Source organism: Nonomuraea sp. NPDC050540, from assembly GCF_044457485.1.
Lineage (GTDB): Bacteria > Actinomycetota > Actinomycetes > Streptosporangiales > Streptosporangiaceae > Nonomuraea.
In genome coordinates this window covers 43,638-69,214 of sequence record NZ_JBITHA010000006.1, presented here as the reverse complement: position 1 = coordinate 69,214, position 25,577 = coordinate 43,638, and the positions used below count along the sequence as shown (strand labels likewise).

25 protein-coding genes are annotated in these 25,577 nt (G+C 71.1%); 16 read left to right on the top strand and 9 right to left on the bottom strand.

Annotated features, from left to right (window positions below; all coding sequences use genetic code 11):
* Window positions 1-90: 90 nt before the first annotated feature.
* The gene (locus ACIBI5_RS21475) at window positions 91-1,977 is read right to left on the bottom strand and encodes an amino acid transporter (RefSeq protein ID WP_397249294.1); all 1,887 of its coding nucleotides are present in this window, start codon (window positions 1,975-1,977) and stop codon (window positions 91-93) included.
* A gap of 324 nt (window positions 1,978-2,301) precedes the next feature.
* Between ACIBI5_RS21475 and ACIBI5_RS21470 the strand changes: the two genes are divergently transcribed.
* Window positions 2,302-3,576, top strand: a complete 1,275-nt coding sequence (locus tag ACIBI5_RS21470) for an FAD-dependent oxidoreductase (protein ID WP_397249292.1) — start codon at window positions 2,302-2,304, stop codon at window positions 3,574-3,576.
* A 25-nt stretch (window positions 3,577-3,601) separates the two neighbouring features.
* On the opposite strand, the gene ACIBI5_RS21465 is transcribed toward ACIBI5_RS21470, so the two are convergent.
* Genes ACIBI5_RS21465 through ACIBI5_RS21450 form a run of 4 tightly spaced genes read right to left on the bottom strand, consistent with a single transcriptional unit; the run spans window position 3,602 to window position 6,845 of the window.
* Entirely contained in the window at window positions 3,602-4,615 is a 1,014-nt protein-coding gene (locus tag ACIBI5_RS21465) for a methyltransferase (RefSeq protein WP_397249290.1), read from the bottom strand.
* Window positions 4,616-4,648: 33 nt separating this feature from the next.
* Window positions 4,649-5,857, bottom strand: a complete 1,209-nt coding sequence (locus ACIBI5_RS21460) for a cytochrome P450 (RefSeq protein ID WP_397249288.1) — start codon at window positions 5,855-5,857, stop codon at window positions 4,649-4,651.
* Between the two features lie 30 nt (window positions 5,858-5,887).
* Entirely contained in the window at window positions 5,888-6,361 is a 474-nt protein-coding gene (locus tag ACIBI5_RS21455) for a pyridoxamine 5'-phosphate oxidase family protein (RefSeq protein ID WP_397249286.1), read from the bottom strand.
* A 28-nt stretch (window positions 6,362-6,389) separates the two neighbouring features.
* Window positions 6,390-6,845 (bottom strand): anthrone oxygenase family protein, encoded by a 456-nt coding sequence (locus ACIBI5_RS21450; RefSeq protein ID WP_397250308.1) that lies wholly within the window; start codon window positions 6,843-6,845, stop codon window positions 6,390-6,392.
* Between the two features lie 314 nt (window positions 6,846-7,159).
* On the opposite strand from ACIBI5_RS21450, the gene ACIBI5_RS21445 reads away from it, so the two are divergent.
* The 12 genes from ACIBI5_RS21445 to ACIBI5_RS21390 all read left to right on the top strand — a co-directional run bounded on the left by ACIBI5_RS21445 (window position 7,160) and on the right by ACIBI5_RS21390 (window position 16,193).
* Window positions 7,160-7,465 (top strand): cupin domain-containing protein, encoded by a 306-nt coding sequence (locus tag ACIBI5_RS21445; RefSeq protein ID WP_397249284.1) that lies wholly within the window; start codon window positions 7,160-7,162, stop codon window positions 7,463-7,465.
* The gene (locus ACIBI5_RS21440; protein WP_397249282.1) at window positions 7,462-8,733 is read left to right on the top strand and encodes a beta-ketoacyl-[acyl-carrier-protein] synthase family protein; all 1,272 of its coding nucleotides are present in this window, start codon (window positions 7,462-7,464) and stop codon (window positions 8,731-8,733) included. The genes ACIBI5_RS21445 and ACIBI5_RS21440 overlap by 4 nt, the downstream gene beginning before the upstream one ends.
* Window positions 8,730-9,989 carry a ketosynthase chain-length factor gene (locus tag ACIBI5_RS21435; protein WP_397249280.1) on the top strand — a complete coding sequence of 420 codons (1,260 nt, stop codon included), beginning with the start codon at window positions 8,730-8,732 and terminating at the stop codon, window positions 9,987-9,989. The genes ACIBI5_RS21440 and ACIBI5_RS21435 overlap by 4 nt, the downstream gene beginning before the upstream one ends.
* Complete coding sequence (locus ACIBI5_RS21430) at window positions 9,970-10,224, top strand: acyl carrier protein (protein ID WP_397249278.1); 255 nt, start codon at window positions 9,970-9,972, stop codon at window positions 10,222-10,224. The genes ACIBI5_RS21435 and ACIBI5_RS21430 overlap by 20 nt, the downstream gene beginning before the upstream one ends.
* Window positions 10,225-10,226: 2 nt before the next feature.
* Window positions 10,227-10,694 carry an SRPBCC family protein gene (locus tag ACIBI5_RS21425; protein WP_397249276.1) on the top strand — a complete coding sequence of 156 codons (468 nt, stop codon included), beginning with the start codon at window positions 10,227-10,229 and terminating at the stop codon, window positions 10,692-10,694.
* Window positions 10,695-10,701: 7 nt separating this feature from the next.
* Window positions 10,702-11,163, top strand: a complete 462-nt coding sequence (locus ACIBI5_RS21420; protein ID WP_397249274.1) for an anthrone oxygenase family protein — start codon at window positions 10,702-10,704, stop codon at window positions 11,161-11,163.
* Window positions 11,164-11,188: 25 nt separating this feature from the next.
* Window positions 11,189-11,926, top strand: a complete 738-nt coding sequence (locus ACIBI5_RS21415; RefSeq protein ID WP_397249272.1) for an SDR family NAD(P)-dependent oxidoreductase — start codon at window positions 11,189-11,191, stop codon at window positions 11,924-11,926.
* 1 nt (window position 11,927) lies between these two features.
* On the top strand, window positions 11,928-12,263 hold the full coding sequence (locus tag ACIBI5_RS21410; RefSeq protein ID WP_397249270.1) for an antibiotic biosynthesis monooxygenase family protein: 336 nt from the start codon (window positions 11,928-11,930) through the stop codon (window positions 12,261-12,263).
* Window positions 12,260-12,568 (top strand): antibiotic biosynthesis monooxygenase family protein, encoded by a 309-nt coding sequence (locus ACIBI5_RS21405; protein WP_397249268.1) that lies wholly within the window; start codon window positions 12,260-12,262, stop codon window positions 12,566-12,568. The genes ACIBI5_RS21410 and ACIBI5_RS21405 overlap by 4 nt, the downstream gene beginning before the upstream one ends.
* Before the next feature lie 132 nt (window positions 12,569-12,700).
* A complete protein-coding gene (locus tag ACIBI5_RS21400) occupies window positions 12,701-14,365 on the top strand; it encodes an acetyl-CoA carboxylase carboxyltransferase subunit alpha (RefSeq protein WP_397249266.1) in 1,665 nt (554 codons plus the stop codon).
* A 14-nt stretch (window positions 14,366-14,379) separates the two neighbouring features.
* On the top strand, window positions 14,380-14,814 hold the full coding sequence (locus tag ACIBI5_RS21395; protein ID WP_397249264.1) for an acetyl-CoA carboxylase biotin carboxyl carrier protein: 435 nt from the start codon (window positions 14,380-14,382) through the stop codon (window positions 14,812-14,814).
* A 23-nt stretch (window positions 14,815-14,837) separates the two neighbouring features.
* The gene (locus ACIBI5_RS21390) at window positions 14,838-16,193 is read left to right on the top strand and encodes an acetyl/propionyl/methylcrotonyl-CoA carboxylase subunit alpha (protein WP_397249262.1); all 1,356 of its coding nucleotides are present in this window, start codon (window positions 14,838-14,840) and stop codon (window positions 16,191-16,193) included.
* 2 nt (window positions 16,194-16,195) lie between these two features.
* Here ACIBI5_RS21390 and ACIBI5_RS21385 read toward each other — a convergent pair whose 3' ends face one another.
* Together ACIBI5_RS21385 and ACIBI5_RS21380 are read right to left on the bottom strand one after the other, a co-directional pair.
* Entirely contained in the window at window positions 16,196-17,023 is an 828-nt protein-coding gene (locus tag ACIBI5_RS21385; protein ID WP_397249260.1) for a BTAD domain-containing putative transcriptional regulator, read from the bottom strand.
* A 162-nt stretch (window positions 17,024-17,185) separates the two neighbouring features.
* A complete protein-coding gene (locus ACIBI5_RS21380; protein ID WP_397249258.1) occupies window positions 17,186-18,679 on the bottom strand; it encodes a peptide MFS transporter in 1,494 nt (497 codons plus the stop codon).
* Window positions 18,680-18,888: 209 nt separating this feature from the next.
* Here ACIBI5_RS21380 and ACIBI5_RS21375 point away from each other — a divergent pair, with 209 nt between their 5' ends.
* Window positions 18,889-19,257 carry a TcmI family type II polyketide cyclase gene (locus tag ACIBI5_RS21375; protein ID WP_397249256.1) on the top strand — a complete coding sequence of 123 codons (369 nt, stop codon included), beginning with the start codon at window positions 18,889-18,891 and terminating at the stop codon, window positions 19,255-19,257.
* Entirely contained in the window at window positions 19,254-20,282 is a 1,029-nt protein-coding gene (locus ACIBI5_RS21370) for a methyltransferase (protein WP_397249254.1), read from the top strand. The genes ACIBI5_RS21375 and ACIBI5_RS21370 overlap by 4 nt, the downstream gene beginning before the upstream one ends.
* Here the strand turns inward: ACIBI5_RS21370 and ACIBI5_RS21365 are convergent.
* Window positions 20,279-21,571: a glycosyltransferase gene (locus tag ACIBI5_RS21365; protein WP_397249252.1), complete on the bottom strand. Its 1,293-nt coding sequence runs from the start codon at window positions 21,569-21,571 to the stop codon at window positions 20,279-20,281. The genes ACIBI5_RS21370 and ACIBI5_RS21365 overlap by 4 nt on opposite strands.
* A gap of 226 nt (window positions 21,572-21,797) precedes the next feature.
* On the opposite strand from ACIBI5_RS21365, the gene ACIBI5_RS21360 reads away from it, so the two are divergent.
* On the top strand, window positions 21,798-22,418 hold the full coding sequence (locus tag ACIBI5_RS21360; protein ID WP_397249250.1) for a DedA family protein: 621 nt from the start codon (window positions 21,798-21,800) through the stop codon (window positions 22,416-22,418).
* Here ACIBI5_RS21360 and ACIBI5_RS21355 read toward each other — a convergent pair.
* Window positions 22,387-25,359, bottom strand: a complete 2,973-nt coding sequence (locus tag ACIBI5_RS21355) for a BTAD domain-containing putative transcriptional regulator (RefSeq protein WP_397250306.1) — start codon at window positions 25,357-25,359, stop codon at window positions 22,387-22,389. The genes ACIBI5_RS21360 and ACIBI5_RS21355 overlap by 32 nt on opposite strands.
* Window positions 25,360-25,577 lie beyond the last annotated feature (218 nt).

Genomic DNA, 25,577 nt, shown 5'->3' with positions numbered 1-25,577 from the left:
CCTTCAGCGTCGTTGACGTCCCGGGGATGGCGCAACGACGCGTACCCCACAGATCACGCCATACCGCCCGAGCCACGAGACTCGGCGAGGTCAGCCGACGTGGACGACAGGGCGGCGGTCGGGGTCGGGTTCGGCCTGGCGGAGGACCTCGCGGGTCAGGGGCGGGATGTCGCCGCCGCCGAAGACGAGATAGCGCAGCAGGGCGCCGATGGGGTTGCCTTCCGCGGCCCAGTGGAAGTAGACGTGCGGGGTCTTGCCGGTCTGGTCGCGCAGGTGCAGCAGGAGGGCGGCGATGGAGTTGGCGATCGTGGTGCTGTGCATGCGCAGGACACGGAAGCCGTGGCGTTCCTCGCCGGTGACGCGGAGTTCCCCGGCGAACTCGGAGGCGTCCGGGACGGTGACCTCCAGGAAGAGCAGACCTTCACCGGTGCGCAGGCGGTGCAGTTCCCACGCTTCGCGGGCCTTGTCGACGTACTCCTTGGCCTCCCTGCCGTGGGGTTCGTTGGCGATGAGGTAGAGCTCCGCCGCTTCGTTGATGAAGCGGCGGGCCTCGTCGTCCAGGGAGATGCGGGTGACGCGCAGTTCGGTGGAGCGGGTGGCGCGCGAGATGAGGGAGACGACCACGATGGCCAGCACGAACAGCAGGGCGATGACGAGCCCGTCGGGACGTTCGATGATGTTGGCGACGGTGGCGTAGGCGAAGACCAGGGTGACGAAGCCGAAGAACAGGGCGGGCCGGGTACGGCCCGCGGTCCAGGCCGAGAGGGTGACGGCGACGGCCGCGGACAGGATGAGGGCCAGGACACCGGTGGCGTAGGCGCCGCCCTGGGTCTCGACCTCGGCGCCGAAGACGACGGTGATGACGAAGGCGACGGCGGTGAAGACCAGGACCATCGGGCGTGAGGCCCGGGTCCAGTCCGGGGCCATGCCGTACCGGGGGAGATAGCGCGGCACGATGTTGAGCAGGCCCGCCAGCGCGGAGGCCCCGGCGAACCACAGGATGGCGATGGTGGACAGGTCGTAGGCGGTGCCGAACCAGTCGCCCAGGTACTGGTGGGCGAGGTAGGCCAGGGCCCGGCCGTTGGCCGCGCCGCCCTCGGCGAACTCCGCGGGCGGGATCAGCACGGTGGTGGCGAAGCTGGAGGTGATCAGGAAGACGCTCATGATGAGCGCGGCCGTGGTCAGCAGCTTGCGCGCGCCTTTGACCCGCTCGGCGACGTCACCCTTGACCAGCGGCATGACGGCCACGCCGGTCTCGAAACCGGACAGGCCCAGGGCGAGTTTCGGCATCACGTACAGCGCGACCGCGACCATGGCGAGCGGGCTGGCGTAGTCGGTGCTCAGCGCGTTCTGCCAGCCCGTCACCTTCTCCGGCGCCGTGAGCACATGTTGTACGGCCGAGCCCACCACGACCACGTTGAGCAGCAGGTAGACGGCCACCAGCACGACGGCGACGGAGATCGCCTCGCTGAAGCCCGCCAGGAACACCCCGCCGAGCGCCGCGATCAGCACCAGCGTGACGGGAACCTGCCAGCTCGCCAGGAACTCGGGCACGAACGGATTGTGCAGGATGTGCGCGGTGGCGTCGGCCGCAGACAGGGTGATGGTGACGATGAAGGCGGTGGCCACGAACCCGAGCAGGAACAGCACCAGCAGCTTGCCGCGCCAGCCGGGCAGCAGCCGTTCCAGCATCGACAGCGACCCGAGCCCGTGCGGGCTCTGCTCGGCCACCGCCCGGTAGGTCGGCAGGGCGCCGAAGAGCGTCAGCCCCACCAGCACGAGCGTGGCGATGGGACTCAGCGCGCCGGCGGCCAGGGCGGCGATGCCCGGCTGGTAGCCCAGCGTGGAGAAGTAGTCCACGCCGGTCAGGCACATGACCTGCCACCAGGAGTGCTGGTGTTCCGGCGTCTCCTCTTCGTGGGGCGCGCTGCTCAGCCCTTCGGGACGTTTGAGACCCTTCAGCAGCCATTGCCGCATCGTTCGCTCCCGGACAGCGCCGGCCACCGGGCCACCTCCACTTGTGCGGCATGTCAGACGAATGCACGCTACTGAGCCCGAAGGTCGATCCCGCGCGATCATGGCGTCAAGAAAACGTAAATATTGCCGTGGCGTGCTCGCGGATGGTGGCTGGTCAGGGCGCTGGGCGGGCGTGGGCGCCGTCAACGACGCGAAGGTGGCCGTCGTCGGCGACCCCACGTCAAGAAGCGATTGCCGCGTGCGCGGATCCGGGTTACCTTCTAAGTATCCATACGTTTGGTTGAGACAGTCATCCGAATGGATGATCGTCGGGGACGGGGAAGCATGACCTTCCACGTAGCAGTCATCGGCGCCGGGGTGGGCGGGCTCTGCCTGGCCCAGGGCCTGCACAAGGCGGGCGTCGACCTCACCGTGTACGAGCGGGACCGCACACCGGCCAACCGCCTCCAGGGCTACCGCCTGCACATCAACCCGCTCGGTGCCCAAGCGCTGCGCGCGTGCATGTCCGCCGAGCTGTGGCAGGCGTTCCTGGCCACCACGGGCAGGGGCGGGCTCGACTTCGTGTTCATGACCGAGCGGCTGCGGCCGCTGATCAAGCTGGAGGCCGGCGAGCGGGACGCCAACTGGCGCGACCACCACTCGGTCAGCCGGATCACCCTGCGCCAGATCCTCCTCACCGGCCTGGACGAGGTGGTGCGCTTCGGCCGGACGTTCGAGCGGTACGAGCGCAGGGCCGACGGCCGGATCACGCTGCACTTCGCGGACGGCTCCACCGAGACCACCGACGTCCTGGTGGCAGCCGACGGCAGCGGCTCGCGGGTGCGGCGGCAGTACCTTCCGCAGGCCGAGCGGATCGACACCGGCATCACCCGCGTCGCCGGCAAGTTCCCGCTCACCGAGGAGACGAAGCGGCTCATCCCGGCCCACCTGTACGAGGGCCTGACCAACATCGTCCCGGCCAGGGGCTACTCGATGTTCTGCGCGCCCCACGACTTCGGCGGCGATCCGGTCGTGCTGTCCGGCGGCATCGGAGCCAGCGAGCGCGAGGGCGCGATGCACGACAACACCAGCAGCTACATCCTGTGGGCCTTCGGCGCCGAAACCCGGCGGTTCCCGGCGGACGCCGCCGAGATGCCGGGCGCCGAGATCCGCGACCTCGTCACCGGCATGATCGGCAACTGGCACCCGGACCTGCTCCGGATGATCGACCTGACCCCCGCCGAAACGGTGTCGCTGCTGCCGATCCGCAGCGCCGTACCGACGGGGCCATGGGCCGCCACGAACGTCACGCTGCTCGGCGACGCCATCCACACCATGGCCCCGCACCTGGGCCTCGGGGCCAACACCGCGCTGCGCGACGCCCGGCTGCTCTGCCAGGAACTGACGGCCGCCCAGGGGAAGGACGTCGTCGCGGCGATCGCCGCCTACGAGAGACAGATGACGGAGTACGGCTTCGCCGCCGTGCGCGACTCCCTGAAGACGGCCAGGCGGTTCGTCACCAGGAGCCCGCTGGCCCGCCTGGGCTTCCGCACGTTCCTGCGCACCGCCCAGCGGATCCCGATGCTGAAGGAGCGCGCCTTCTCGGCCGGAGCCGCCTGAACCCCGGCCGAGAACAGCGGTGCCGTCAGACCGGCTTGTCGCCGATGAGCAGGGTGCTGAGCTCGTTCAGCGCGACCGGAGGCCGGACCTCGAATCCGGCCTCCTTCAGCCAGCCGAGTCCCTCGGCGGCCGTGTACTCCGAGGATCCACTGATCATCGCCATGTTGAGGCTCATCAGGAGCCCGAAGGCCGCGTCGCGCCGCTCGTCGTCGATCATGCTGTCGTAGATCAGCAGTGTTCCGCCCGGGGGCAGCTGCTCGAACGCCCGGTTCACCAGTGCCCTGCGCCGCTCGTCCACCCAGTCGTGCAGCACGTGGCCGAAGATGTACACCTGGGTGTCGGGCAGGTCGTCGGTGAAGAAGCTGCCCGCCCGGTAGCTGACCCGGTCACGCAGGTCGCTCGCACCGCTCTCCTTCTCGATGAGCTCGTCGAAGAGCGGCTCCAGCGGGGGCAGGTCGAAGGTCACCCCGCGCAGGTGCGGGTGGGCGGCGGCCAGCCGCATGGTGAGCAGCCCGCGGCAGCCGCCGAGGTCGGTGAAGGACTTGACCGTGTCCCACGCGTACTTCTCCGCCAGCGGGCGCCCTAGCAGCACCGCGTAGCCGTCCATCGCGTCGGCGAAGTGGCGGGCGCGCGTGGGGTCGGCGTACAGGCCCTCGGTGAAGTCGGCTTCCGACAACTGCCGCACCAGGCTCTCGCCGGAGCGCAGGAAGCCGGGCAGCTCGCCCCAGGCCGGGTAGAGCCGGCGCTGGTTGTGGGCGAGGAAGCCGCCGATGTACTCGGGCCGGCGCGGGTCGAGGTAGGCCGCGGTCAGGGGGGCCGCCTCGTACGCGGAGCCGTTCCGCACGAGCAGGTCCATCGCGACCAGCGAGTCCAGATAGTCGCTCGTCAGCTTGGGATGCAGGCCGAACGCGCGCTGGATCTCCTCCGCGGTGGCCGGCGCGGCGCAGATGCGGGCGAACAGCCCCAGTTCGATCCCGGCGAACAGGGCCTGCGCCTGGAAGAATCCCGTTGCTGTCTTGACAAGGGGCGTTGCGGACATCGGCGTCCTTTCTCAACGGTCCAGAGGAAACGGTCAGGGGTTGAGCCGCAGGGGGAGCGCGTGCAGGGACCGCTGGAAGAAGTCGCGGTGCCAGCGCACCTCCCCGGGGTCGCAGGCGAGCGTCAGGTTCGGGAAACGGCGCAGCAGCGCGGTGATGGCCACCTGCGCTTCGAGCCGCGCCAGCGGCGCGCCCAGGCAGTGGTGCACCCCGTGGCTGAAGGCCAGGTGCGGGTTGGGGTCGCGGGTGATGTCGAGCCGGTGCGGGTCGGGGAAGGCCGCCGGGTCGCGGTTGGCCGAGTGCACGGGCACGATGATCAGGGAGCCGGCCGGGATCAGGGTTCCGGCGATCTCGATGTCCTGCGTGGCATGGCCTTCGATCAGGGCCAGCGAGCTGTCGTAGCGGAGGAACTCCTCCACGGCGGAGCCGATGAGGTCGGGGCGGGCGGCGAGCAGGGCCTGCTGGCCGGGGTTGCGCACCAGCGCGTACATGCCGTTGGTGATCAGGTTCACGGTGGTCAGGAAGCCGGCGAAGATGAGCAGCATCACCGTCGCGACGAGTTCCCGCTCGGAGAGCCGGTTCTCGCCGTCGCGGGCCTCGATCAGCCCCTGGATGAGGTCGTCGCCGGGAGCGCCCCTGCGGCGTTCGATCAGATCGCGCACGTACGCCCCGATGCCGGCCTGCCGCGCCCGGAAGACGTCGACCGGGCTGCCGGTGAACTCCTCCTCCATGAACCAGAAGATGCTCTTCTCGCGCAGGTCGGCGAGGTCCTCCGGGGGCAGGCCCAGGAGTTCCCCGATGACCATCATGGGCAGCGGGAAGGAGAAGTCCTCCATGAGCTCCACCTCGCCCGCCTTCTCCATCTGGTCGAGCAGTTCGCCGGCGAACCGCTCCACCTGCGGGCGCAGGAGTTCGACCCGGCGGCGGGTGAACGCCTTCTGCACCAGCTTGCGCAGCCGGGTGTGCTCGGGAGGGTCGGTGCTGACCATGTTGTCGGCGAACGAGCTCTCGGCCTTCTGCCCGTCCTCCTTGACCACGTCGGAGTGGTGCGTGGCCTTGCTGAAACGGGGATCGTTGAGCAGCGGGCGGGCGTCCGCGTAGTGCGGGACGAACCACGCTTTCAGTCCGATGGGGGTGTCCAGGTGGTGGACCCGCCCCTGCGCCCGCAACAGCTCATAGAAGGGATACGGGTCGGTCAGGGCCGAATGAGGGATGCCGCCGATCGGCACCGTCACCTCAGGCATCTGTGCTCCTCCGAGATCTTCTCAGGCAGGTCACACGACCCAGCGGCCGCGGGTCATCACGGTGCGGCCGGGGATCTCGCCGCGGTGCCGCCAGGCGAGGATGCGCCGGGGCGTGAGGAAGAGATAGACGCAGCCCGGAACCCGGGTGGGGTTCACCGGGAGGTCCGCGAGCACGCCCGGGGCGCCGGGAGGCAGGTCACGGTGCGCGACGATCTCCACGGCGCCGTCGATGAGGACGACGTCGGCGGGATCGCCGAGCGCGACGCGGCACTCGGAGCGCCGGCGCAGGTTGCGCACGGTCACGTACTGCTGCCGCGTGGCCATCACCAGGCGGGCGCCGTCCCACACGCAGCCGAGCGGGACGAGGTGGGCGCCGGGCTCGCCGCCGGTCGCCAGCCAGGCGTACCGTGCCGTCTCGAGCCGGCCGAGCACGTCGGCTTTGCGCTGGGCGGGGTCGCGGGGCGGGGCGAGGCCGACGCCCCGCGCGGTGCCGGTCGCGGACATGTGAATCCTCTCGGGCTGAGTTCTGTTTTCAGAACGCGGATACGGCCGCCGCGGCATTTCCCACGAGGGCGAGCACGGCGAATGTCGTCCGGACCATGTTCCATTTTCCCCAGGCGCTTCTCGGGTCTTTCCAGTCGGCTGGAATGGCCTGGGGGTCGAGTGATTTCACCCGCCGGTTGATCGGCACGTTCCTGGTCTGCGAAACCGCGCCGACGCCGACCAGGCACACGGCCGAGGCGATGAACAGATTCTGGGTCAGGCTGCTTTCGGTGATAAAGGCCAGGCTGACGTCGAGAAGCGTCGACGTGCCGACGATGATCGGCATCATGGGGTCGTAGGCGCGGCCCAGCAACTTGTGGGCGGCGACGTAGCGCTCCGGTGTCATCGCCTGCAGCGCCGGCCACACGCCGACGGCGTGGGCGAACAGCACGCCGGCGGCGATCCCGCTGGTGACCAGCACGGCGGCGGTGAGAATGTGGGCCATCACGTCTGTCGCTCCTCCCTCTGTCGCCATCCGAAGTATCCGGCCGGCACCTTGAGGCGGACTCGAATATCGGTGGGGAAATAGCGCCGAGCGCCATTTGCGGAAAGCTTGAGCACGCTTCGAGCATTCCTCTAGCCCGCACCGCCATGCTGCTTCCAGCAGAGTCGTCCGCTTGAATGGGAGGCTTCGACGTGACGATTACCCGGGCAGCAAAGATCATGGCCAGTGAGATCACACCCAATCGGCGGCGTGGCGGTGATATTCGGGTTCTGCTCGGTCCCGCGACGGTGGGCGCGACGTCCGGATTCATGGGAATGCTCACGCTGGAACCGGGGGAGTTCGTGTCCGAGCATTACCACCCTTACTCGGAGGAGTTCCTTTGTCTCGTCCGGGGCGAACTGACCGTCCTGGTGGACGGAACGCCGGTCCGGCTCGGTCCGGGCGAGGCGCTCCACATTCCCATCGAGGTCCGGCACCGGGTCGAGAACACCGGCGACGCGCAGGCCATGGTCGTGTTCCACCTCAGCCCGCTCGCGCCGCGGCCGGACCTCGGCCACGTCGACACCGAGCCGCTGCCCGGCCCCGCCGAGCCCTCGCTCAACGTGGGGGAGACGACATGAACCGCAGGCGGGTGGCCCTCACCGGCATCGGTGTCGTGGCTCCCGGCGGCACGGGCCACAAGGCGTTCTGGGAGCTGCTGACGGCCGGCCGTACCGCGACGCGGACCATCTCGATGTTCGACGCCGGGGCGTTCCGGTCGCGCATCGCGGCCGAATGCGACTTCGACCCGGCCGCGGAAGGGCTCAGCGCGCGCGAGATCCGCCGCATGGACCGCGCCGCGCAGTTCGCGGTCGTCTCCACGCGGGAGGCGCTGGCCGACAGCGGCCTCGACCCCTCCGACCTGGAGCCGGCGCGCACCGGCGTGACCCTGGGCAGCGCGGTCGGGTGCACCATGAGCCTCGAAGAGGAGTACGTGGTCGTCAGCGACTCCGGTCGCGGCTGGCTCGTCGACTCCTCCTACGGTGTCCCGCACCTGTACGGGCACCTGGTGCCGAGCTCGATGGCCGCCGAGGTCGCCTGGGCGTGCGGCGCGGAGGGCCAGGTCACGCTCATCTCGACCGGCTGCACCTCGGGGCTCGACGCCGTCGGGTACGGGGCGCGGCTGATCGCCGAGGGCTCGGCGGACGTCGTGCTGGCCGGTGCGACGGACGCCCCGATCTCGCCCATCACCGTGGCCTGCTTCGACGCGATCAAGGCGACCTCGCCCAGGAACGACGACCCGGCCCACGCCTCCCGCCCGTTCGACCGCGAGCGCAACGGCTTCGTGCTGGGCGAGGGCGCGGCCGTGTTCGTGCTGGAGGACCTGGAGCGCGCGCGGCGCCGCGAGGCTCATGTCTACTGCGAGATCGCCGGGTACGCCACGCGCGGCAACGCGTACCACATGACCGGGTTGAAGCCGGACGGCCGGGAGATGGCGGAGGCCATCCGGGTCGCCCTCGACCAGGCCAGGCTGAACCCGGACGCCGTCGGCTACATCAACGCCCACGGCTCCGGCACCAAGCAGAACGACCGGCACGAGACGGCCGCGTTCAAGCGCAGCCTGGGCGAGCACGCCTACCGGACCCCGGTCAGCTCGATCAAGTCGATGGTCGGGCACTCGCTCGGCGCGATCGGGGCCATCGAGGTGGCCGCCAGCGCGCTGGCGATCGAGCACGGCACGGTTCCGCCGACGGCCAACCTGGAGACTCCCGACCCGGAGTGCGACCTCGACTACGTGCCTCACGTGGCGCGCGAGCAGCCCGTCGACGTGGTGCTCAGCGTGGGCAGCGGCTTCGGCGGCTTCCAGACGGCGATGGTGCTCACCGCGCCCGGACTGGAGGTCGCATGACGAGCGCCCCCGTGATCACCGGGATCGGGGTCGTCGCCCCCACCGGTCTCGGCGCGGAGGCGCACTGGTCCGCGACGCTGAGCGGGACGCGGGCGATCGGCACGATCAGGCGGTTCGAGAGCGGTTCCTACCCGGTGCGCGTGGCCGGGGAGGCCGGGAACTTCGTCGCGGCCGGCAACGTGCCCGGCCGGTTGATCCCGCAGACCGACCACTGGACCCACATGGCGCTGGTGGCCACCGACATGGCGCTCGCCGACGCGGGCGTGGACCCGTCGGCCCTGCCCGAGTACGAGATGGGCGTGGTCACGGCGAGTTCGGCGGGCGGGGTGGCGTTCGGCCAGCGCGAGATCCAGGAACTGTGGAGCAAGGGCCCGAGGCACGTGGGCGCCTACCAGTCGATCGCCTGGTTCTACGCGGCGACCACCGGCCAGATCTCGATCCGGCACGGCATGCGCGGCCCGTGCGGGGTCGTGGTCGCCGAGCAGGCCGGCGCCCTGGAGTCGCTCGCGCAGGCCCGCCGGGTGCTGGAGGACGGCGCCCGCCTGGTCGTGAGCGGCGGCACCGAGGCCCCGTTCAGCCCGTACGGCCTGACCTGCCAGATCGCCGGTGGCCTGATGAGCACCCACGGCGATCCCGCGCTCGCCTACCGGCCCTTCGACATCGGCGCCAACGGCTACGTGGCGGGCGAGGGCGGGGCCATCCTCATCGTCGAGGACGCCGCGAGCGCACGGGCGCGCGGAGCGGAGAAGGTCTACGGCGTGATCGCCGGCCACGCCGCCACGTTCGACCCGGCCCCGGGCACCGGACGCCCGCCCGCGCTGCGCCGGGCCGTCGAGCTGGCGCTCGCCGAGGCGGGCCTGGCGCCGGGGGACGTCGACGTGGTCTTCGCCGACGCCGCGGGCACTCCGGAGCTCGACCGGGCCGAGGCCGAGGTGATCGCGGCCGTCTTCGGCGCCCACGGGGTGCCGGTGACGGCGCCCAAGACCATGACGGGCCGGCTGTACGCGGGCGGGCCGTCCCTGGACGTGGCCACCGCGCTGCTGGCCATGCGCGACTCGGTGCTGCCGCCGACGGTCGGCGTGGCCGAGCTCGTCCCGGACTACGAGATCGACCTGGTCAGGGACGAACCCCGCCCCCGCCGGGTGCGCTCGGCACTGATCATCGCCCGCGGATACGGCGGGTTCAACGCCGCGCTCGTGCTGCGCGCACCCAACAGCACGCGACAGGAGGAGACCGATGAAAGAACTCACGCTTGACGACCTGCGAAGCCTGATGCGGCTCAGCGCCGGTGAGGACGAGTCGATCGACCTCGACGGCGACATCATCGACGTCACGTTCAAGGACCTCGCCTACGACTCCCTGGCCGTGCTCGAAATGGCCGGCCGCCTGGAGCGGGACTGGGGCGTGATCGTGCCCGACGAGGTGGCGGCCATGCTGGAGACGCCACGCGCGGTCCTCGACTACGTCAACGGGCGGGCGGCGGTGAACTAGCGATGGCCGCGGGACACACCGAGAACTCGATCGTGATCGCGGCGCCGATGGAGCTGGTCTGGACCATGACCAACGACGTCGAGTCGTGGCCGAGCCTGTTCAGCGAGTACGCGAAGGCCGAGATCCTGCACCGCGAGGGCGACATGGTCCGCTTCCGCCTCACGATGCACCCCGACAAGGACGGCAACGCCTGGTCGTGGGTGTCGGAGCGCACCGCCGACGCCAAGACGCGCACGGTGCGGGCGCACCGCGCCGAGCTGGGCTGGTTCGAGTACATGCGCCTGCACTGGGAGTACGTGGAGGTACCCGGCGGCGTGGAGATGCGCTGGATCCAGGACTTCCGCATGAAGCCGGACTCCCCGGTGAACCTGGAGCAGATGACCGACCGCATCAACGGCAACTCGCCCGGCCAGATGAAGCTGATCAAGGAGAAGGTCGAGCGGGCGGCGCGGCGGGCCGGAAAGACGTGAGCGGGCCATGACCGAGGTGGCGCTGCCGCTGGCCCTGCTGGCCAACGGACTGGCCGCGGGCGTGCTGATGGCCACCGTGCTGGGGGTCGTGCCGTTCTACATGACGCTCACGGCCGGCGACTACGTCAGGGCCCACGCGTTCGCCGTCGGGCGGTACGACCCGTTCCAGCCCGTCTGCCTGGTGGTCGCCCTCCTGGCCGACGTGCTCGTCGCGGCGGTGGAGCCGCGCCCGGCGGGGCGGCTGCTGTGCGCGGCCGCCGCCCTGGCGGCCGGCTCGGTGGTGGCCGTCTCGCTCACCCGGAACGTGCCGATGAACCGCTGGGTCAAAGCGCAGGATCCGGACGCGCTGCCGCCCGGCTGGGACATGGACGCCTTCCGCCGCCGGTGGGCCCGGTGGAACAGGACCCGGACGGGGCTGGCCGTACTCGCGCTCACGCTGAACACCGGCGCCGCGGTCGCGCTGCTCTGAACCGCGAATCCAGAGGAGAATCATCATGAGCTTTCGGCTTGAGGGCAAGAACGTCCTGGTCACCGGAGGAACGAGAGGGATCGGCCGATCGGTCGTGCTCAGCCTGGCCCAGGAGGGCTGCAACGTCGTCGCGTGCTACCGGGCCGACGCCGAGGCGGCGGCACGGCTGGAGAACGACCTGTCCGCCACACCGGGCAAGCACGGCGTCGTCCAGGCCGACGTGGGCAAGGCGGACGAGGTCGGCGCGCTGATCGACGAATGCCGTACGCGGCTCGGCACCCTGGACGTCGTCGTGCACAACGCCGGCGCCATCAGCCACATACCGTTCGCCCGGCTTGAGCCGGACGAGTGGCAGCGGGTGCTGAACACCAACCTCACCGGCATGTACCTCGTGGTACGCGGCGCGCTGCCGCTGATGCCGGAGGGCGGCTCCGTGGTCGCGATCGGCTCCAAGGCGGCGATGGTCGGCGTCCCCCTGCGTACGCACTACACGGCCTCGAAGGCGGGAGTCCTCGGCCTGGCCAGATCGCTGTGCAAGGAGCTCGGCCCGCGCGGGATCAGGATCAACGTGATCGCCCCCGGGATCATCTCCACCCACGCCGCCGAGGGCCTCAGCGCCGAGCAGGAGCAGCGCTACCGCTCCATGACCGCGCTCGGCCGGCTCGGCGAGCCGGAGGAGGTCGCCGACGTCGTGCTGTTCCTGGCCAGCGACCGCTCCCGCTACATGTCCGGCGAGACCGTCCACGTCGACGGAGGGATCTGAGATGAGCGACAACGCGCGGGTGTTCCGGGTGATGCTGAGAATGCAGATCATCGCCGGTAAGGAGGAGGACTTCGAGCGGGTCTGGTACTCCGTCGCGGACGTGGTCGGCGACGATCCGGCCAACGTCGGCCAGTGGCTGTCGAAGAGCGCCGAGGAAGCGGGCGTCTACTACATCATGAGCGACTGGGCCGACGAGGCCAGGTTCCGCGCCTTCGAGCGCAGCGACGCGCACGTCGAGCACCGCGAGAAGCTGCACCCCTATCGCTCGCACGGCACGATGACGACCCTGCACGTGGTGTACGACCTCGGCCGCGAACGCTCGGAGGCGGGCCGGTGAGCGGCGCGGTCCGCGTCCTGGTCTTCTACGCGGCCGCCGCCGGCGACGAAGGCTCGGTGATCGACGCCTACCGGCTGGTCAGCAGGGGGATGCGCGGCACCGCGGGCCTGCTGAACAGCCAGCTCCTGCAGTCGGCGCTGGATCCGAGCGAGTTCGCCGTGCTGAGCGAGTGGACGAGCCTGTCGCAGTTCAACGCCTGGGAACAGGGCTCGCGGCACAAGGGGCAGACGTCCGCGCTGCGCTCGTACCGCGACGACGACAGCGGCAAAGGCTACGGGATCTATGAAGTCGTGGACCAGTTCTGAAGGACGGCCGGGCCCCGGGGACCTGCGGCAGATCATGCACGTGGTGGGGCAGCACTTATGGGCTGGATTGCAGGCAATCGGGCGGATGAGCTTCGCCGACGGGCGGTCGAGCGAGGAAGAGGAGGAACGACGATGACCATCACTTTTCCCCCCACGGTCGGCGTCGCCGAATGGATCCGGTGCGCGCGGTGCGGGGAGATCGTGTACGGCAAGCGGTTCACCCGCGATCTCGGCGTGTGCCCGGGATGCGCGTCGCACACCCGGCTCACCGCCCGGCAGCGGATCGAGCAGATCTTCGACGACGGTTCGGTGCGGACGATCGGCACGCCGCCGGCCACCGAAGATCCGCTCGGGTTCGTCGACAGCCGGCCCTATCCCGACCGGCTGCGCGAGGCGCGCGCGAAGACCGGGATGGACGAGGCCGTGCTGTGCGTGCGCGGCACGATCGAGGGCCACGCGGCCGTCGCCGCCGCCATGGACTTCCGGTTCATGGGCGGCAGCCTCGGCGTCGGCGTGGGAGCGCGCATCGTCGCCGCGGCCGAGGTGGCGCTGGTGGAGCAGGTGCCCTTCCTGCTGGTGACGGCCTCGGGCGGAGCGCGTATGCAGGAGGGCGCGCTGTCGCTCATGCAGATGGCCAGGACCAGCCAGGCCCTGGCCGAGCTCGACGAGGCCGGGATCCTGACCATCGCGGTGATCACCGATCCGACCTACGGCGGGGTGGCCGCGTCCTTCGCGACGCTGCCCGACGTCATCCTCTCCGAGCCGGGCGCCCACATCGGGTTCGCCGGCCCGCGCGTGATCGAGCAGACGATCGGCCAGGAACTGCCCGACGGATTCCAGACCGCGGAGTTCCTGCGCGCGAAAGGGCTCATCGACGACGTACGGCCCCGCGCCGCGCTGCGATCCACGCTCGCCCGCCTCTGCTCCCTACGCGAGCCGGCCCAGCGTGTGCCCGCCGCCGAGCCGTCCCAGCTCTTCTTCCAGCCGGAGCGGCTGCCGGTCAGGGACGGCTGGACGGCCGTCCAGCTCGCCCGGCACGCCGACCGGCCCACGACGCTCGACTACGCCGGCTACATGCTGGAGGAGTTCGTGGAACTGCACGGCGATCGGCTGAGCGGTGACTGCCCGGCGGTCGTCGGCGGTCTCGCCCGGCTCGACGGCCGGCCGATCGTCTTCATCGGTCACCAGAAGGGCCACACCACCAGGGAGCGTGTCGAGCGCAACTTCGGCATGCCCACGCCCGCCGGATACCGCAAGGCGGCCCGGTTGATGCGGCTGGCCGCCAAGCTGGGACATCCGATTCTCACGCTGGTCGACACGCCCGGCGCGTACCCCGGAATCGAGGCGGAGGAGGACGGCCAGGCGTGGGCGATCGCCGAGAACCTGCGCCTGATGTCGACGCTGCCCGTGCCGGTCGTCACCGTCGTCACCGGCGAGGGCGGCAGCGGAGGGGCGCTCGCGCTCGGCGTCGCCAACCGTGTCCTGGCCCTGTCCAACGCCGTGTATTCGGTGATCAGCCCCGAGGGCTGCGCGTCGATCCTGTGGAAGAGCCCTGCGGCCGCGCCGCTGGCCGCCGAAGCGCTCCGCCTGGACACCCGTGAGCTGCTGCGGCACCGGATCGTCGACGGCGTGATCCCCGAGCCGGGGGAGGGCGCCCACGCGGATCCGGCGGCGGCGGCGCGGCTGCTGGCGGCGGCGGTGTCCGAGGCGTTCGACGATCTGGCCGCCCTTGAGCCGCGCAAGCTGATCGCGGAGCGCCGCCGGCGGTTCCGCCAGTACGACGCGGGGTCACGATGAGCGCGGAGGACCCGATGGAACGGGGGCTGATCGCCGAGTTGTGCCGCCACGCCGCCGAGCTCATCGCCGTCGGCGGCGGCATGCGCAGAGTGCGGCTGCGGCACGGCGACACGGTCGTCGAGCTGGAACGGCCGGAGGCCGCCGGGGTCCCTGCGCCCGCCTCGGCTCCGATGCCCGACGCGCCCGCCGGGCCCGACGACCTGCGCCACGTCTGCGCGCCGATGGTGGGCACCTTCTACCTGGCGCCCGAGCCCGGGGCCGCGCCGTTCGTCGGCGTCGGCGACCTGGTCGAGAAGGGGCAGCAGATCGGAATCCTCGAAGCCATGAAGCTCATGAATCCCATCGAAGCCGACACCTCCGGCCGGCTCATCGACATCCTCGTGCCCGACGGCACGCCGGTCGAGTACGGGCAGAGGTTGTTCGCCGTCGCCCCGCTCACCACACCGTGAACGGCCGCGCGCCTGGAGGCTCCATGTTCTCGTCGGTCCTCGTCGCCAACCGGGGCGAGATAGCGCTGCGCATCGCCCGGAGCTGCCGCGAGCTCGGCATCCGCGTCATCATGATCCACTCGACGGCCGACCGCGACTCGCCCGCGCTGCGACTGGCCGACCAGCGGGTGCAGATCGGCCCGGCGGCGGCGAAGCGCAGCTACCTCTACCCGCCCGCGATCCTGGAGGCGGCGCTGAACACGGGGGCGCAGGCCGTCCACCCCGGCTACGGCTTCCTGTCCGAGGACGCCGACTTCGCCGAGATGTGCGCGTCGAAGGGGCTGGCCTTCATCGGCCCCTCACCGTCGGTGATCGCCTCCCTGGGGGACAAGACGCAGGCGCGCAACCTGGCCGCCGCCGCGGGGCTGCCCGTCCTTCCGGGCAGCCCGCGCCCGCTCCACAGCGGGCCGGAGGCCAAGGAGGTCGCCGACACGATCGGATACCCCGTCATCATCAAGGCCGTGGCCGGCGGCGGCGGCCGCGGCATGGCGGTGGTCCGCGACGCGCGGGACTTCCCGCGGGCGTTCGCCGAGACGAGGGCGAGCGCCCAGGCGGTGTTCGGCGACGCACGGGTCTTCGTCGAGAAGTACGTCGAGCACGCCCGCCACATCGAGGTCCAGGTGCTGGGCGACCTCCACGGCGGCCTCGTGAGCCTGGGCGAGCGCGACTGCACCGTCCAGCGGCGCAGGCAGAAGCTGATCGAGGAGTCCCCGGCTCCCGGGCTGCCGGCCGGGCTGGCCGGGCACATCCGGGAGGCCGCGGTCGCTCTGGCGCGGCGCGTGGGCTACGTGAGCGCCGGGACGTTCGAGTTCCTCGTCGACGACGCGGGCGGGTTCTTCTTCATCGAGGCCAACTGCCGGGTCCAGGTCGAGCACCCGGTGACCGAGATGGTCACCGGGGCCGACATCGTCAGGGAGCAGCTGCTGATCGCCGCCGGCCGCCCGCTCTCCCCCCGCCAGGAGGACGTGGTGCTGCGCGGCGTGGCGATCGAGTGCCGGGTGAACACCGAGGACCCGAGGCGAGGATTCCTCCCGACACCGGGCGTCGTCGAGCGCTTCGTGCCGCCCGGGGGGCCGTTCACCCGGGTCGACACCCACGGCGCCGACGGCGTCACGATCGGCGCCGACTACGACTCCCTCCTGGCCAAGGTCATCGTGTGGGCGCCCGACCGCGACCAGGCGATCGCCCGGATGGCGCGCGCGCTGAGCGAGTTCGAGGTCACGGGGCGCGGGATCAGCACGACGATCGGCTTCCTCCAGGACGTGCTGGCGGATCCGCGCTTTCGTGACGCCCGGCACACCACGTCGCTCGCCGACCTCATGGTGGCCATGAGGTCGTGAGCTCACAGGACGCAGTCGGCCTTGTGCGTGGACGCCGGCCCGCGACGCCCGTTCGCCGTGCCGTGGCCCTGAACGGGAACGTGGCCGGTGGCCAGCACCGTTCGCTGCAACTCCTGCATCTCGGAGCCGGGCTCAAGGCCCAGTTCCTCACGCAGGATGTAGCGAAGCCGGTGATAGACCTCCAGTGCCTCATGCCGCCGGCTGGCCAGCGAGAGCGCCTCCATCAGCCGCAGGTGGAACCACTCGTCGAGCGGGTGGACCGCGGTGAGCTGCTTGAGCTCGGCGATCACCTCGTGGTGGCGGCCCATCCGCAGCCAAGCGTCGATCTTGAGCTTGGTGGCGTGGACGCGCAGCTCGTCCAGCCGGGTCGTGTAGATCGCCAGCCGGGGCCCGGTGACCACGTCGGCGAGCGCCGATCCGTGCCAGAGGCCGAGGGCCTGGCACAGCGCCGCCGACGCGGGTTCGAGCTTGTTCGTCTTGAGGTGCTGCCGCGCGGCGTCGACGAGCCGTTCGAAGCGGACGGCGTCCAGCGTGTCGTCCTCGACGGCCAGCAGGTACGCGCCGTGTTTGGTGACGAGCCGCGGCCCGTCGGCCTCCCGGTCGCCCCGCGACAGCAGTTTGCGCAGTTGGTAGACGTAGGTCTGGAGGGTGGTCGGCGCGCTCACCGGCGGGTGCCCCTCCCAGAGTTCCTGGACCAGCGCTTCGGTCGGCATGACCTCGTTCGCCGAGGACAGCAGCAGGGCGAGCACGGTCCGCTGCTTCGGCGCGCTCGGTGTCAACCGACGCCTACCGTCCTGTACCTCCAGGGTTCCGAGCACTTGAAAGCGCATGTCGCATCGTTTCCTCACGTAGCGGCGTCGGCTCGATCCGGGGTCCTGTGTACTGGGGAGTGCGGTCCCCTCACCCTTTGTAGTCGATGCTGCTAAACTGCCGCTTTCGTCTTTCTTTCGCGCATTATCTGGCGGGAGATCCCCGGAAACCGGTACTGGTACTCAGGAGACCGCCGAGGACACGGCTACCGCGTCCGAGGGCGACATCGCCTCCGCGAGCCGCCGCCTGGCGACGGCGAACCCCAGGGCCGTCACGAGCGCGAGTACGGCGAGGCCGAGGAAGTACCCGGGCTGCGGATCCCCGCCGGAGACCACCCGGCCGAGCAGGCTGCCGAGCCCGCCCCCGACACCCGCGAACATCCAGTAGAGCGCCATGGTGCGCCCGGCGAACGCGGAAGGGGCCAGATCCACGGTCGCGCTCATGACCGTCGGCCCGAGGATCACCTCTCCGATCGCCAGCGTGAGCAGCGCGAACAGCAGCCACGCCGGCGAGACGGCCTGCCCGCCCGCCGCCAGCACGGCCGCCACGCCGATCGCGGCGAAGCCGGTCGCCGCCAGCCCGTGCCCAAAAGCGATCTTGTCCACCACGCCGACGCGTCCGCCTCCGCGCGTCCAGAACCATGCCGCGACGGGCGCGGTCACGAGGATGAACAAGGGGATGGCCGCCTGGAACCAGCTCGCCGGGATCAGGAAAGCGCCCACCTCGCGCGCGGTGTGCCGCTGCGCGAACAGGCTGAGCGTCGAGCCGGCCTGGATGACGAACATCCAGAAGAGCGCCACCGCGAGCAGCATCCACCGGAACGCCGACAGCCGCCGGTTCTCGGCCCGGCTGAGCCGCGCCCGCCGGCGCAGGATCGCCAGGTAGGCGAACGGCGCGACCAGGGTGACGAGCCCGACGAGCGCGATCCCGTGGGTGATCGCGAAGCCGCCCGACAGGACGGCGGCCGAAAGCGGCGCGCCGAGGACGCCGGCGGCCAGCGCCACCCGGGCCGCCACGGTGCGCAGCTCGGTCCCGCTCGCCCGCTGCGCCGGCGCGCGGCCGATCTCGCCGAACCTGCGCGAGCCGACGGCGTACTGGATCACCCCGAACGTCATGCCGAGCCCGGCGGCCCCGAATCCGAGATGCCAGTCCATGCGCTCGCCCAGGAATCCGGTGACCAGGGGCGCGAGCAGCGCGCTGATCTGGATGCCGACGTAGAAGACGACGAGCGCGGCCTCGCGCCGGTTGCTCTCGTGCGGGCCGTAGAACCGCCCCAGCAGCGCCAGCATGTTGGGCTTCAGCAGCCCGGTGCCCACGGCGATCGTCACCAGCCCGAGGTAGGCGGTGGGCCGGGCCGGCAGCATCAGCAGGTAGTGGCCCAGCGCGATGACGATCCCGCCGTACAGGGTCGCGCGGTGCTCGCCCAGGACCCGGTCGCCGAGCCAGCCGCCGGGCAGGGACAGCACGAAGATCAGGCCCACGTAGGCGCCGTACAGGGCGACCGCGGTCGAGTGCGGCAGGCCCAGCCCGCCCTCCCCCGCGGGGGCGACCGCGAACAAGATCAAGATCGCCTGCATCCCGAAGAAGCTGAACCTCTCCCACATGTCGGTCAGGAACAGCGTGACGATCCAGCGCGGCCGCTCGCGCGGCTTCGGGGTGCTGGAAGGGGGATGCATGACGCCTCCAAGGCTTCCGGACACCTGCCATGCTCCAGGCCGCGACTAGAGGGCAGGTCGAAGGCCGGTCGAGGTCCTCGAGGGGGATTCGAGCCCCGTGCTAGCCCGCCGATGCAGACTGGCGGCCAGATCGTTATCTGGTTTCCGGTCCCCGCTTCCCGCCCGACGCGCGGCCGAAGGCCGTCAGCGAAACGCCGAGGAGAAACCGAATGGAACGCATCCTGGTCGTCGCGCGCATGCGGCCCTCCGCCGAAGCGGAGGTCGCCCGGTTATTCGCCGCATCGGACCAAACCGAGCTGCCCTGGCTCGGCGGCGCCGTGAGCCGCAGCCTCTTCTCCTTCCACGACCTGTACTTCCAGCTCATGGAGGTACGCGGGAACGCCCGGCACACGATGAGCCAGATCCGCCGGCACCCGGAGTTCCGGCGGCTGAGCGAGCGGCTCACGGAGTTCATCGAGCCGTACGACCCGCAGACCTGGCGTTCTCCGCGCGATGCGATGGCCAGGGAGTTCTACCGATGGGAGGCCGACCCGGCGGGCTCTCCCGTCCACCTCGTCGACGGCAGGGAGGGACGATGAACACCAGCAAGAAATCCATCACCCGCGAGTCGCTGCTCGGCATGATGCAGGCGTACAAGACGACGAGCCTGCTCAGGACGGGCGTCTCGATGGGCGTGTTCGACTGCCTGGAGGAGGGTCCCGCCGACGCCGAGACCGTGGCGGGCCGCCTGGGCAGCGACGTGCGCGGCATGCGCATCCTGCTGAACGCCCTGGCCGCCGTCGGCCTGGCCGAGGAGAACGACGGCCGCTTCGCCCTGCCGGCCGGAGCCGAGCGGTTCCTGGTGAGCAAGAGCCCGGCGTACTTCGGCGACATGGTCCGCGTCATGGCCAGCGATTGGGAGTGGGACGCGCTCAAGAGGCTGGACCAGGCCGTACGCCACGGCGGGACCGTCATGGAGGTCCACGCCGAGACCCCCGGCTACGCGTACTGGGAGGACTTCGCGTCCTACGCGGTCACGGTGGCCCGCCCCACGGCCCAGGTCGTGGCCGACGCCCTGGAACCCTGGGCGGCCGGGCGGGACGGCCTCGACGTGCTGGACGTGGCCTGCGGCCACGGCATGTACGGACTCACCCTGGCCCAGCGCAACCCCCAGGCGCGGATGTGGGCGCTCGACTGGCCCAACGTGCTCCCGCTGACCGAGCAGAACGCCGAGCGCATGGGGGTACACGACCGCGTCCACCGGCTGCCGGGCGACATGTTCGAGGTGCCGCTCGGCGGGCCGTACGACGTGGTCCTGGTCACGAACGTGCTGCACCACTTCTCCGAGGAACGCGCGGGTGAGCTGCTGCGCAGGCTCGCCCCGGCGGTCAAGCCGGACGGCAAGATCGTGCTGGTCGGCTTCACCCTGGACGCGCCGCCCGCCGAGGACCCGGCCCCGCACCTGTTCTCGATCCTGATGCTGACGTGGACGTTCGAGGAAGAGGTGCACACCGTCCGGTCCTACACGCGGATGCTGGCCGCGGCCGGGTTCACCAACGGCCATCGGCACGAGGTTCCCGGCCTGGCCTTCCGTGTCCTGGTGGCGGACAAGGCGGCCGGTTAGGCCAGCTGCTGGACCCGCCGGCCGTACGTCTGGGTGAGGCCGGTGTAGATCTCCTCAAGCCTGGCGAGCGAGCGCAGATGGTCATGCGTGACCGCGACGGCGCGGCCGATCCCGCCCATGGTCGCCGCCAGCTCGGAGTCGGTCAGCACCCGCGTGAGGAGGCGGGCGAACGCCGGCACCTCGCCGGTGCGGTAGAGATATCCGGCCTTGCCCTGCTGGACGAGGTGCGTGAGCGCGTTCGTCTCGGCCGCGACGACCGGCAGGCCGCTGGCCATCGCCTCCAGGGTGGCGACGCTCTCGAGGCCGGAGACGTTCGGCATGGCGAACACGTCGGCCGAGGCGTAGGCGAGGTGCAGGTCGTCCTCCGCGACGTGCCCGAGGAAGTGGGTGCGGCGGCCGACGCCGAGCGTGTCCGCCAGCCGCGCCAGCTGCGGGCGCTCGGGTCCGACTCCCACCAGGACGACCTGCGCGTCCGCCTGGCGGCACACGCACCGGAGGGCGCGGAGCAGGTCGTCGATCCGCTTCTCCGCGTCCAGCGGGCCGACGAACAGCGCGGTCTCCCGGTCGGGCAGGCCGAGTTTCGCGCGCGCCCACGTCTTCGGCTCCTCCCGCGGCCGGAACCGGCTCAGGTCGACGCCGCACGGCACCGCCTCGACCGGCCGGGTGAGGCCCTTGTCGGCGAGCAGTTCCGCGGCGCCCCGGGTGGGGACCGCGACGTGGTCCGCGCGCCCGAACACCCGGGCGAGATCGCGCCAGGCCAGCGCCCCCACGAGATCGTCCACCGCGTTACCCGCCACCGACCCCCGCCCCGCCGGCGACGGCGCGCGGTGCGGCGCGCGGTGCGGCGGGTGGATCGGCGGCGTGACATGGGTGGTGGCCACCACGGGCACGCACAACTGGCGGGCCGCGTTGATCAGCGTCCGCCCGACCAGGAAGTGGCTGTGCACGTGGACCACGTCGGGGGCGATCCGCCGCAGCAACTTCGTGAGCGTGCCCATGAGCAGGAGCGGCACGGTGACGCGCTTCGTCAGCCGGGCCCGCGTGCGTACCGACCGCAGCCGGTGCGCCGTCACGCCGCCCGCCCTCTCCACCCGGGGCGGCCCGTGCTCTGACTGGCACACGATGTGCACGTCGTACCCCCGGGCGGCCAGGGCGTGAGCCAGCCGGTAGGCGGAGCCGGCCGTGCCGTTCACGTCGGGCGGGTAGGTGTCGGTGCCGATGAGCAGCCGTAGCGCTCGTGGCTCGCCCTCGGCTCCGTCGATCGGATGCCCCGAAGGACAGGAGATCATGGGACCACTCCTTCGCAGGTGTCGTTCGCACGGGAGAGGCGGGCGCCGGTCACCGACCGCGTACCACCATGCTCGTCAGGTACGGTGACGGGTGCCATCGGGAACAACCCTGACGTTTGCCCGGCCGTCCCTGAGATGACCCTGACAAAGCGGCGATCGGTCAGCTGACAAGTGCGGTCAACGGCACCATGAGGTAAAACGACACCTTCAGAGGAGATCGCCCGGCATGGGGCTGATCGAATACTTGACCGACGCCCACCCGCTGTTGCTCTGCGCAGCCGCGCTGCTGTTCATGTCCGTGGAGACCTCGCTGCTGGTCGGGCTCTTCGTCCCGGGCGACGGGGTGGTGCTGCTGGCGGGGACCACCGTCGACTCGCCGCTCCGGTTCGTCCTGCTCGTCGCGGCCACCACCGTCGGCTGCCTGACGGGGGAAACGCTCGGGTACGTGCTGGGGCGCACGTTCGGCCCGTCGATCCGGCACAGCTGGGCGGGCCGGCGCATCGGCGCCGCCAAATGGGACAAGGCCGAGAGCTTCCTCCGCCGTCGGGGCGGGCCCGCCGTCTTCGGGTCGCGGTTCGTCACCGTAATCCATTCCCTGGTGCCGATCGCGGCGGGCACGCTGGCCATGCCGTACCGGCGGTTCATCGGCTGGGCCCTGCCGGCGGCCCTGGCCTGGTCGTGCCTCTACGTGGGGGTGGGTGCGGCCGTCGGCGCCTCCTATCGTGAGTTCGGCTCCGAACTGGGGTTGTGGGGCACGCTGATCCCGCCGGCGATCGTGGGCGTCGTCGTGGCGGTCCGCGTCGTGCGCGCCCGGCTCAGGCGGCGCCGCTGCGACCGTCCCGCCTGAGCGAGCGCGCCGTGAACTCCCCGGGCCACCGGCCGCCCCGCTGGTGCTCGCCGAGCGCGATGTTGGCCTCGGCGAGGATGCGCGAGGCGCGCTCCCGCACACGGTACGCGCCCAGTTCGTTGAGCCGGCTCAGGCTCGGAACCAGGAGGGCGACGGCGTCCCGCGCCCGCCCGGCCCGCAGATGGATCTGCCCTTCGAGGCAGGCGACCTCCGCCTCGCCGCAGGTGTCCCCGAGCCGGGCGAAGATGCGGCGGCTCTCCTCGGCCAGCCGCATCGCCTCCGGGAACTGCCCCTGCTCCAGCGCGACGGCGCCGAGCAGCGCGAGTGGGCGCGCCTTGCCGTAGCGGTCGCCGATGCCGCTGAGCTCCCTGGCCTCGTGGGCCCTGAGGGGCGCCGAGCGCAGATCGCCGACGCGCAGCGACGACCAGCCGAGCCGGTTGAGCGTCACCGCCTCCAGCCGGGTCTCGCCCAGCTCGCGCGACTGCCGCAGCACCCGCTCCAGCGTGACGCGCGCCTCCGCCTTGCGCCGGAGGCCCAGCAGCGCGTCGGCGGTGGTGCCGAGCGCGAGGATCTCGGCGTGCGGGTCAGCGCGCCCCCTGGCCAGGTGGTACGCGCGCTTCGCCAGCGCCAGCGCGTCACCGGCCTTCGACCGCGTCACGTTCACGAAGGCCAGGACCGCCAGGCTGTAGGGCAGCTCCTCGGCGGCCTCCAGCCGTTCGAAGTTGCTCACGCATTTGACGATCAGCCTGTGCGCCTCGCTCACCCGGCCCTGCCTGAGCAGCAGCAGGGCGCGGCAGTGCTCGGCCCGCCACCCGGTCCGCTCGTCGCCGTTGGCCCACGCGGTGTCGCGGACCACGACGCACAACCGGATGAGCATCGCCAGGTCGTCGCTGTGGCCGGCGAGCTGGGCGATGATCTCGGTGATGCGGGCGGCCCGCTCGTGCCAGCCGTACCGGCAGCAGCGGACCACCATCGCCCGGAGATGGTCGCGCTCGGCGGCAAGCCACCGCCAGGGGAGGTCGTCGATGCGGGAGATGTCGTGCGCGGGGACCGGCGCGCCGAAACCGCTCTCCGGCGGGAGCTGGCCGACCGCCCGGGGCAGGTGCCCCGACGCCCGTTCCGCGAACGCGAGGATGGAGTCGGTGTAGCGGCGCAGGGCCGCGCTCGTGATCACCGGGTCGTCGTGCTCGGCGAGGCCGGCCGCGTAGAGGGAGGACAGGGGGTGCAGGCGATAGGTCGGGTCGAGCAGCGTGTTGAGGCCGACCGGTTCGAGCAGGTTGTGCTCGATCAGCCGGTCGGCCAGTCGCTCGTCGGCGGGATCGGCGAGCGCGGCCAAGGTCAACGGCGTGACCACGGTGTCGGACAGCAGGCCGAGCCGGCGGAAGGCGGCGCGGGCCGGCGCGTCCAGCGCGACGTAACTGCGCTCCAGGCTGCGCCGCAGGTCGAGATCACTGATCCTCAGCTCGTCCAGGCGGCGGTGCCCATCCTGCAGCCTGGCGGCGAAGGACCCCAGGCGCGCCAGCGGCTGGGCCGCGAGCCTCGCCCCCGCGATCCGCAGCGCCAGCGGCAGGTGTCCGCAGGCGGCGGCGATCTCCTCGGCCGCCTGGGCCTCCTCCTGGACCCGCCTGCGTCCGGCCAGGACGGTCAGCAGGTCGAGCGACTCGCCTTCCGACAGGCAGACCAGGCGCTCCGAGACGGTCCCGGCCAGCGCGGACAGCAGGCGGCGGCTGGTGACGATCACGGCACAGGCCGGCGTGCCGGGAAGGAGGGGGCGTACCTGCTGGACGTCCCGCACGTCGTCGAAGACGAGCAGGACCCGGCGGTCGGCCAGCCGGGACCGGAAGAGCGCCGATCGCTGCTCCTGGCCCTCCGGGATCGCCGACAGGCTCAGCCCCGTGGCCTCCAGCAGCTCGCCCAGCACTTCGGCGGGGGTGCGCGGATGCTCGCCCGTCCCGTTCAGCCGGACGTACATCTGGCCGTGGGGGAAGCGGTCCTGGACGTGATGGGCGATCCGGACGGCCGTGGTGGTCTTGCCCACCCCGGCGGGCCCCGTCAGTGTGACGATCGCCATCGAGCCGGTCCTGCCGGGGTCCAGGACCGTGCCGACCCGCTTCAGCAGCTCGGTGCGTCCCACGAAATCGGAGATGCCGACGGGCAACTGACGCGGCGTCGTCCATGAGGAGACGGCCGCGCCCAGATCCATGCCTCCTCTTCTGTAACCGCTTACGGAGACGAGGTCGGGGTCGCCGGTCAGCACGGCATGCTGGAGGCGCTCCAGTTCGTCGCCGACATCGAGCCCGTATTCGTGCCGCAGCACGGCGGAGACGGAGGCGAACGCCTTCAACGCCTCCACCTGCTGGCCGCAGCGGAACAACGCGATCATCAACTGGCTGCACAGCCGCTCGCGCAAGGGATACTTGCGGACGAGCCTTCGCAGTTCGGGGACGACGCCGTCGTGGTTTCCCAGCAGGAGTTCCACGTCGAACCGCCGATGCAGGCACCGGAACCACTCCTCGGTGAGCTGCGGCACCTCATCGCGCAGGATGGAGTCGGAGCGGATACCGGCCAGCGCGGTACCGCGCCACAGCGCCAGCGCCTCGCGCAGGAGGTTGAGCTCGCCCGGCAGGTCGCCGGCGTTCTCCACCCTCGCGGCCCGATCGACGAGAGCGCGGAAACGCAGCAGGTCGAGGTGATCCTGGTCGGACTCGACGAGGTAGCCGCCCGGGATGGTGTGGATCACCTCCACGTCGCCGAGCGTGCGGCGCAACCGGGCCAGATGTGTCTGCAACGAGGCGCGCGCGTAGCGCGGCAGACGGTCTTCCCAGAGCCGCTCCATGAGGTCGTCCGCCAGGACGACACGGTTCGCTGACAGCAGCAGTGTGGCGAGGATCGCTCTTTGCTTCTCGGCGTTGACGGCGATCGTCCGGTTTCCACGCTGCACGTCCAACGGTCCCAGGATCGCGAACCGTATCCCCTTTTCCATGGGTATTGCCCCCCGTGCAGGAGTGTAATGAATGGCACATGAAGTGCGCTCGAACATTACGTACGCGATGGTCCCCGCCGGCCCACGGGCCGCGGAGTCATCGCGCCACCCCACTTGGTCAGTGTTACAAAGTTGCCTCGCCTTGACAAGAATCCCTAACCATTATGCGGAGATCC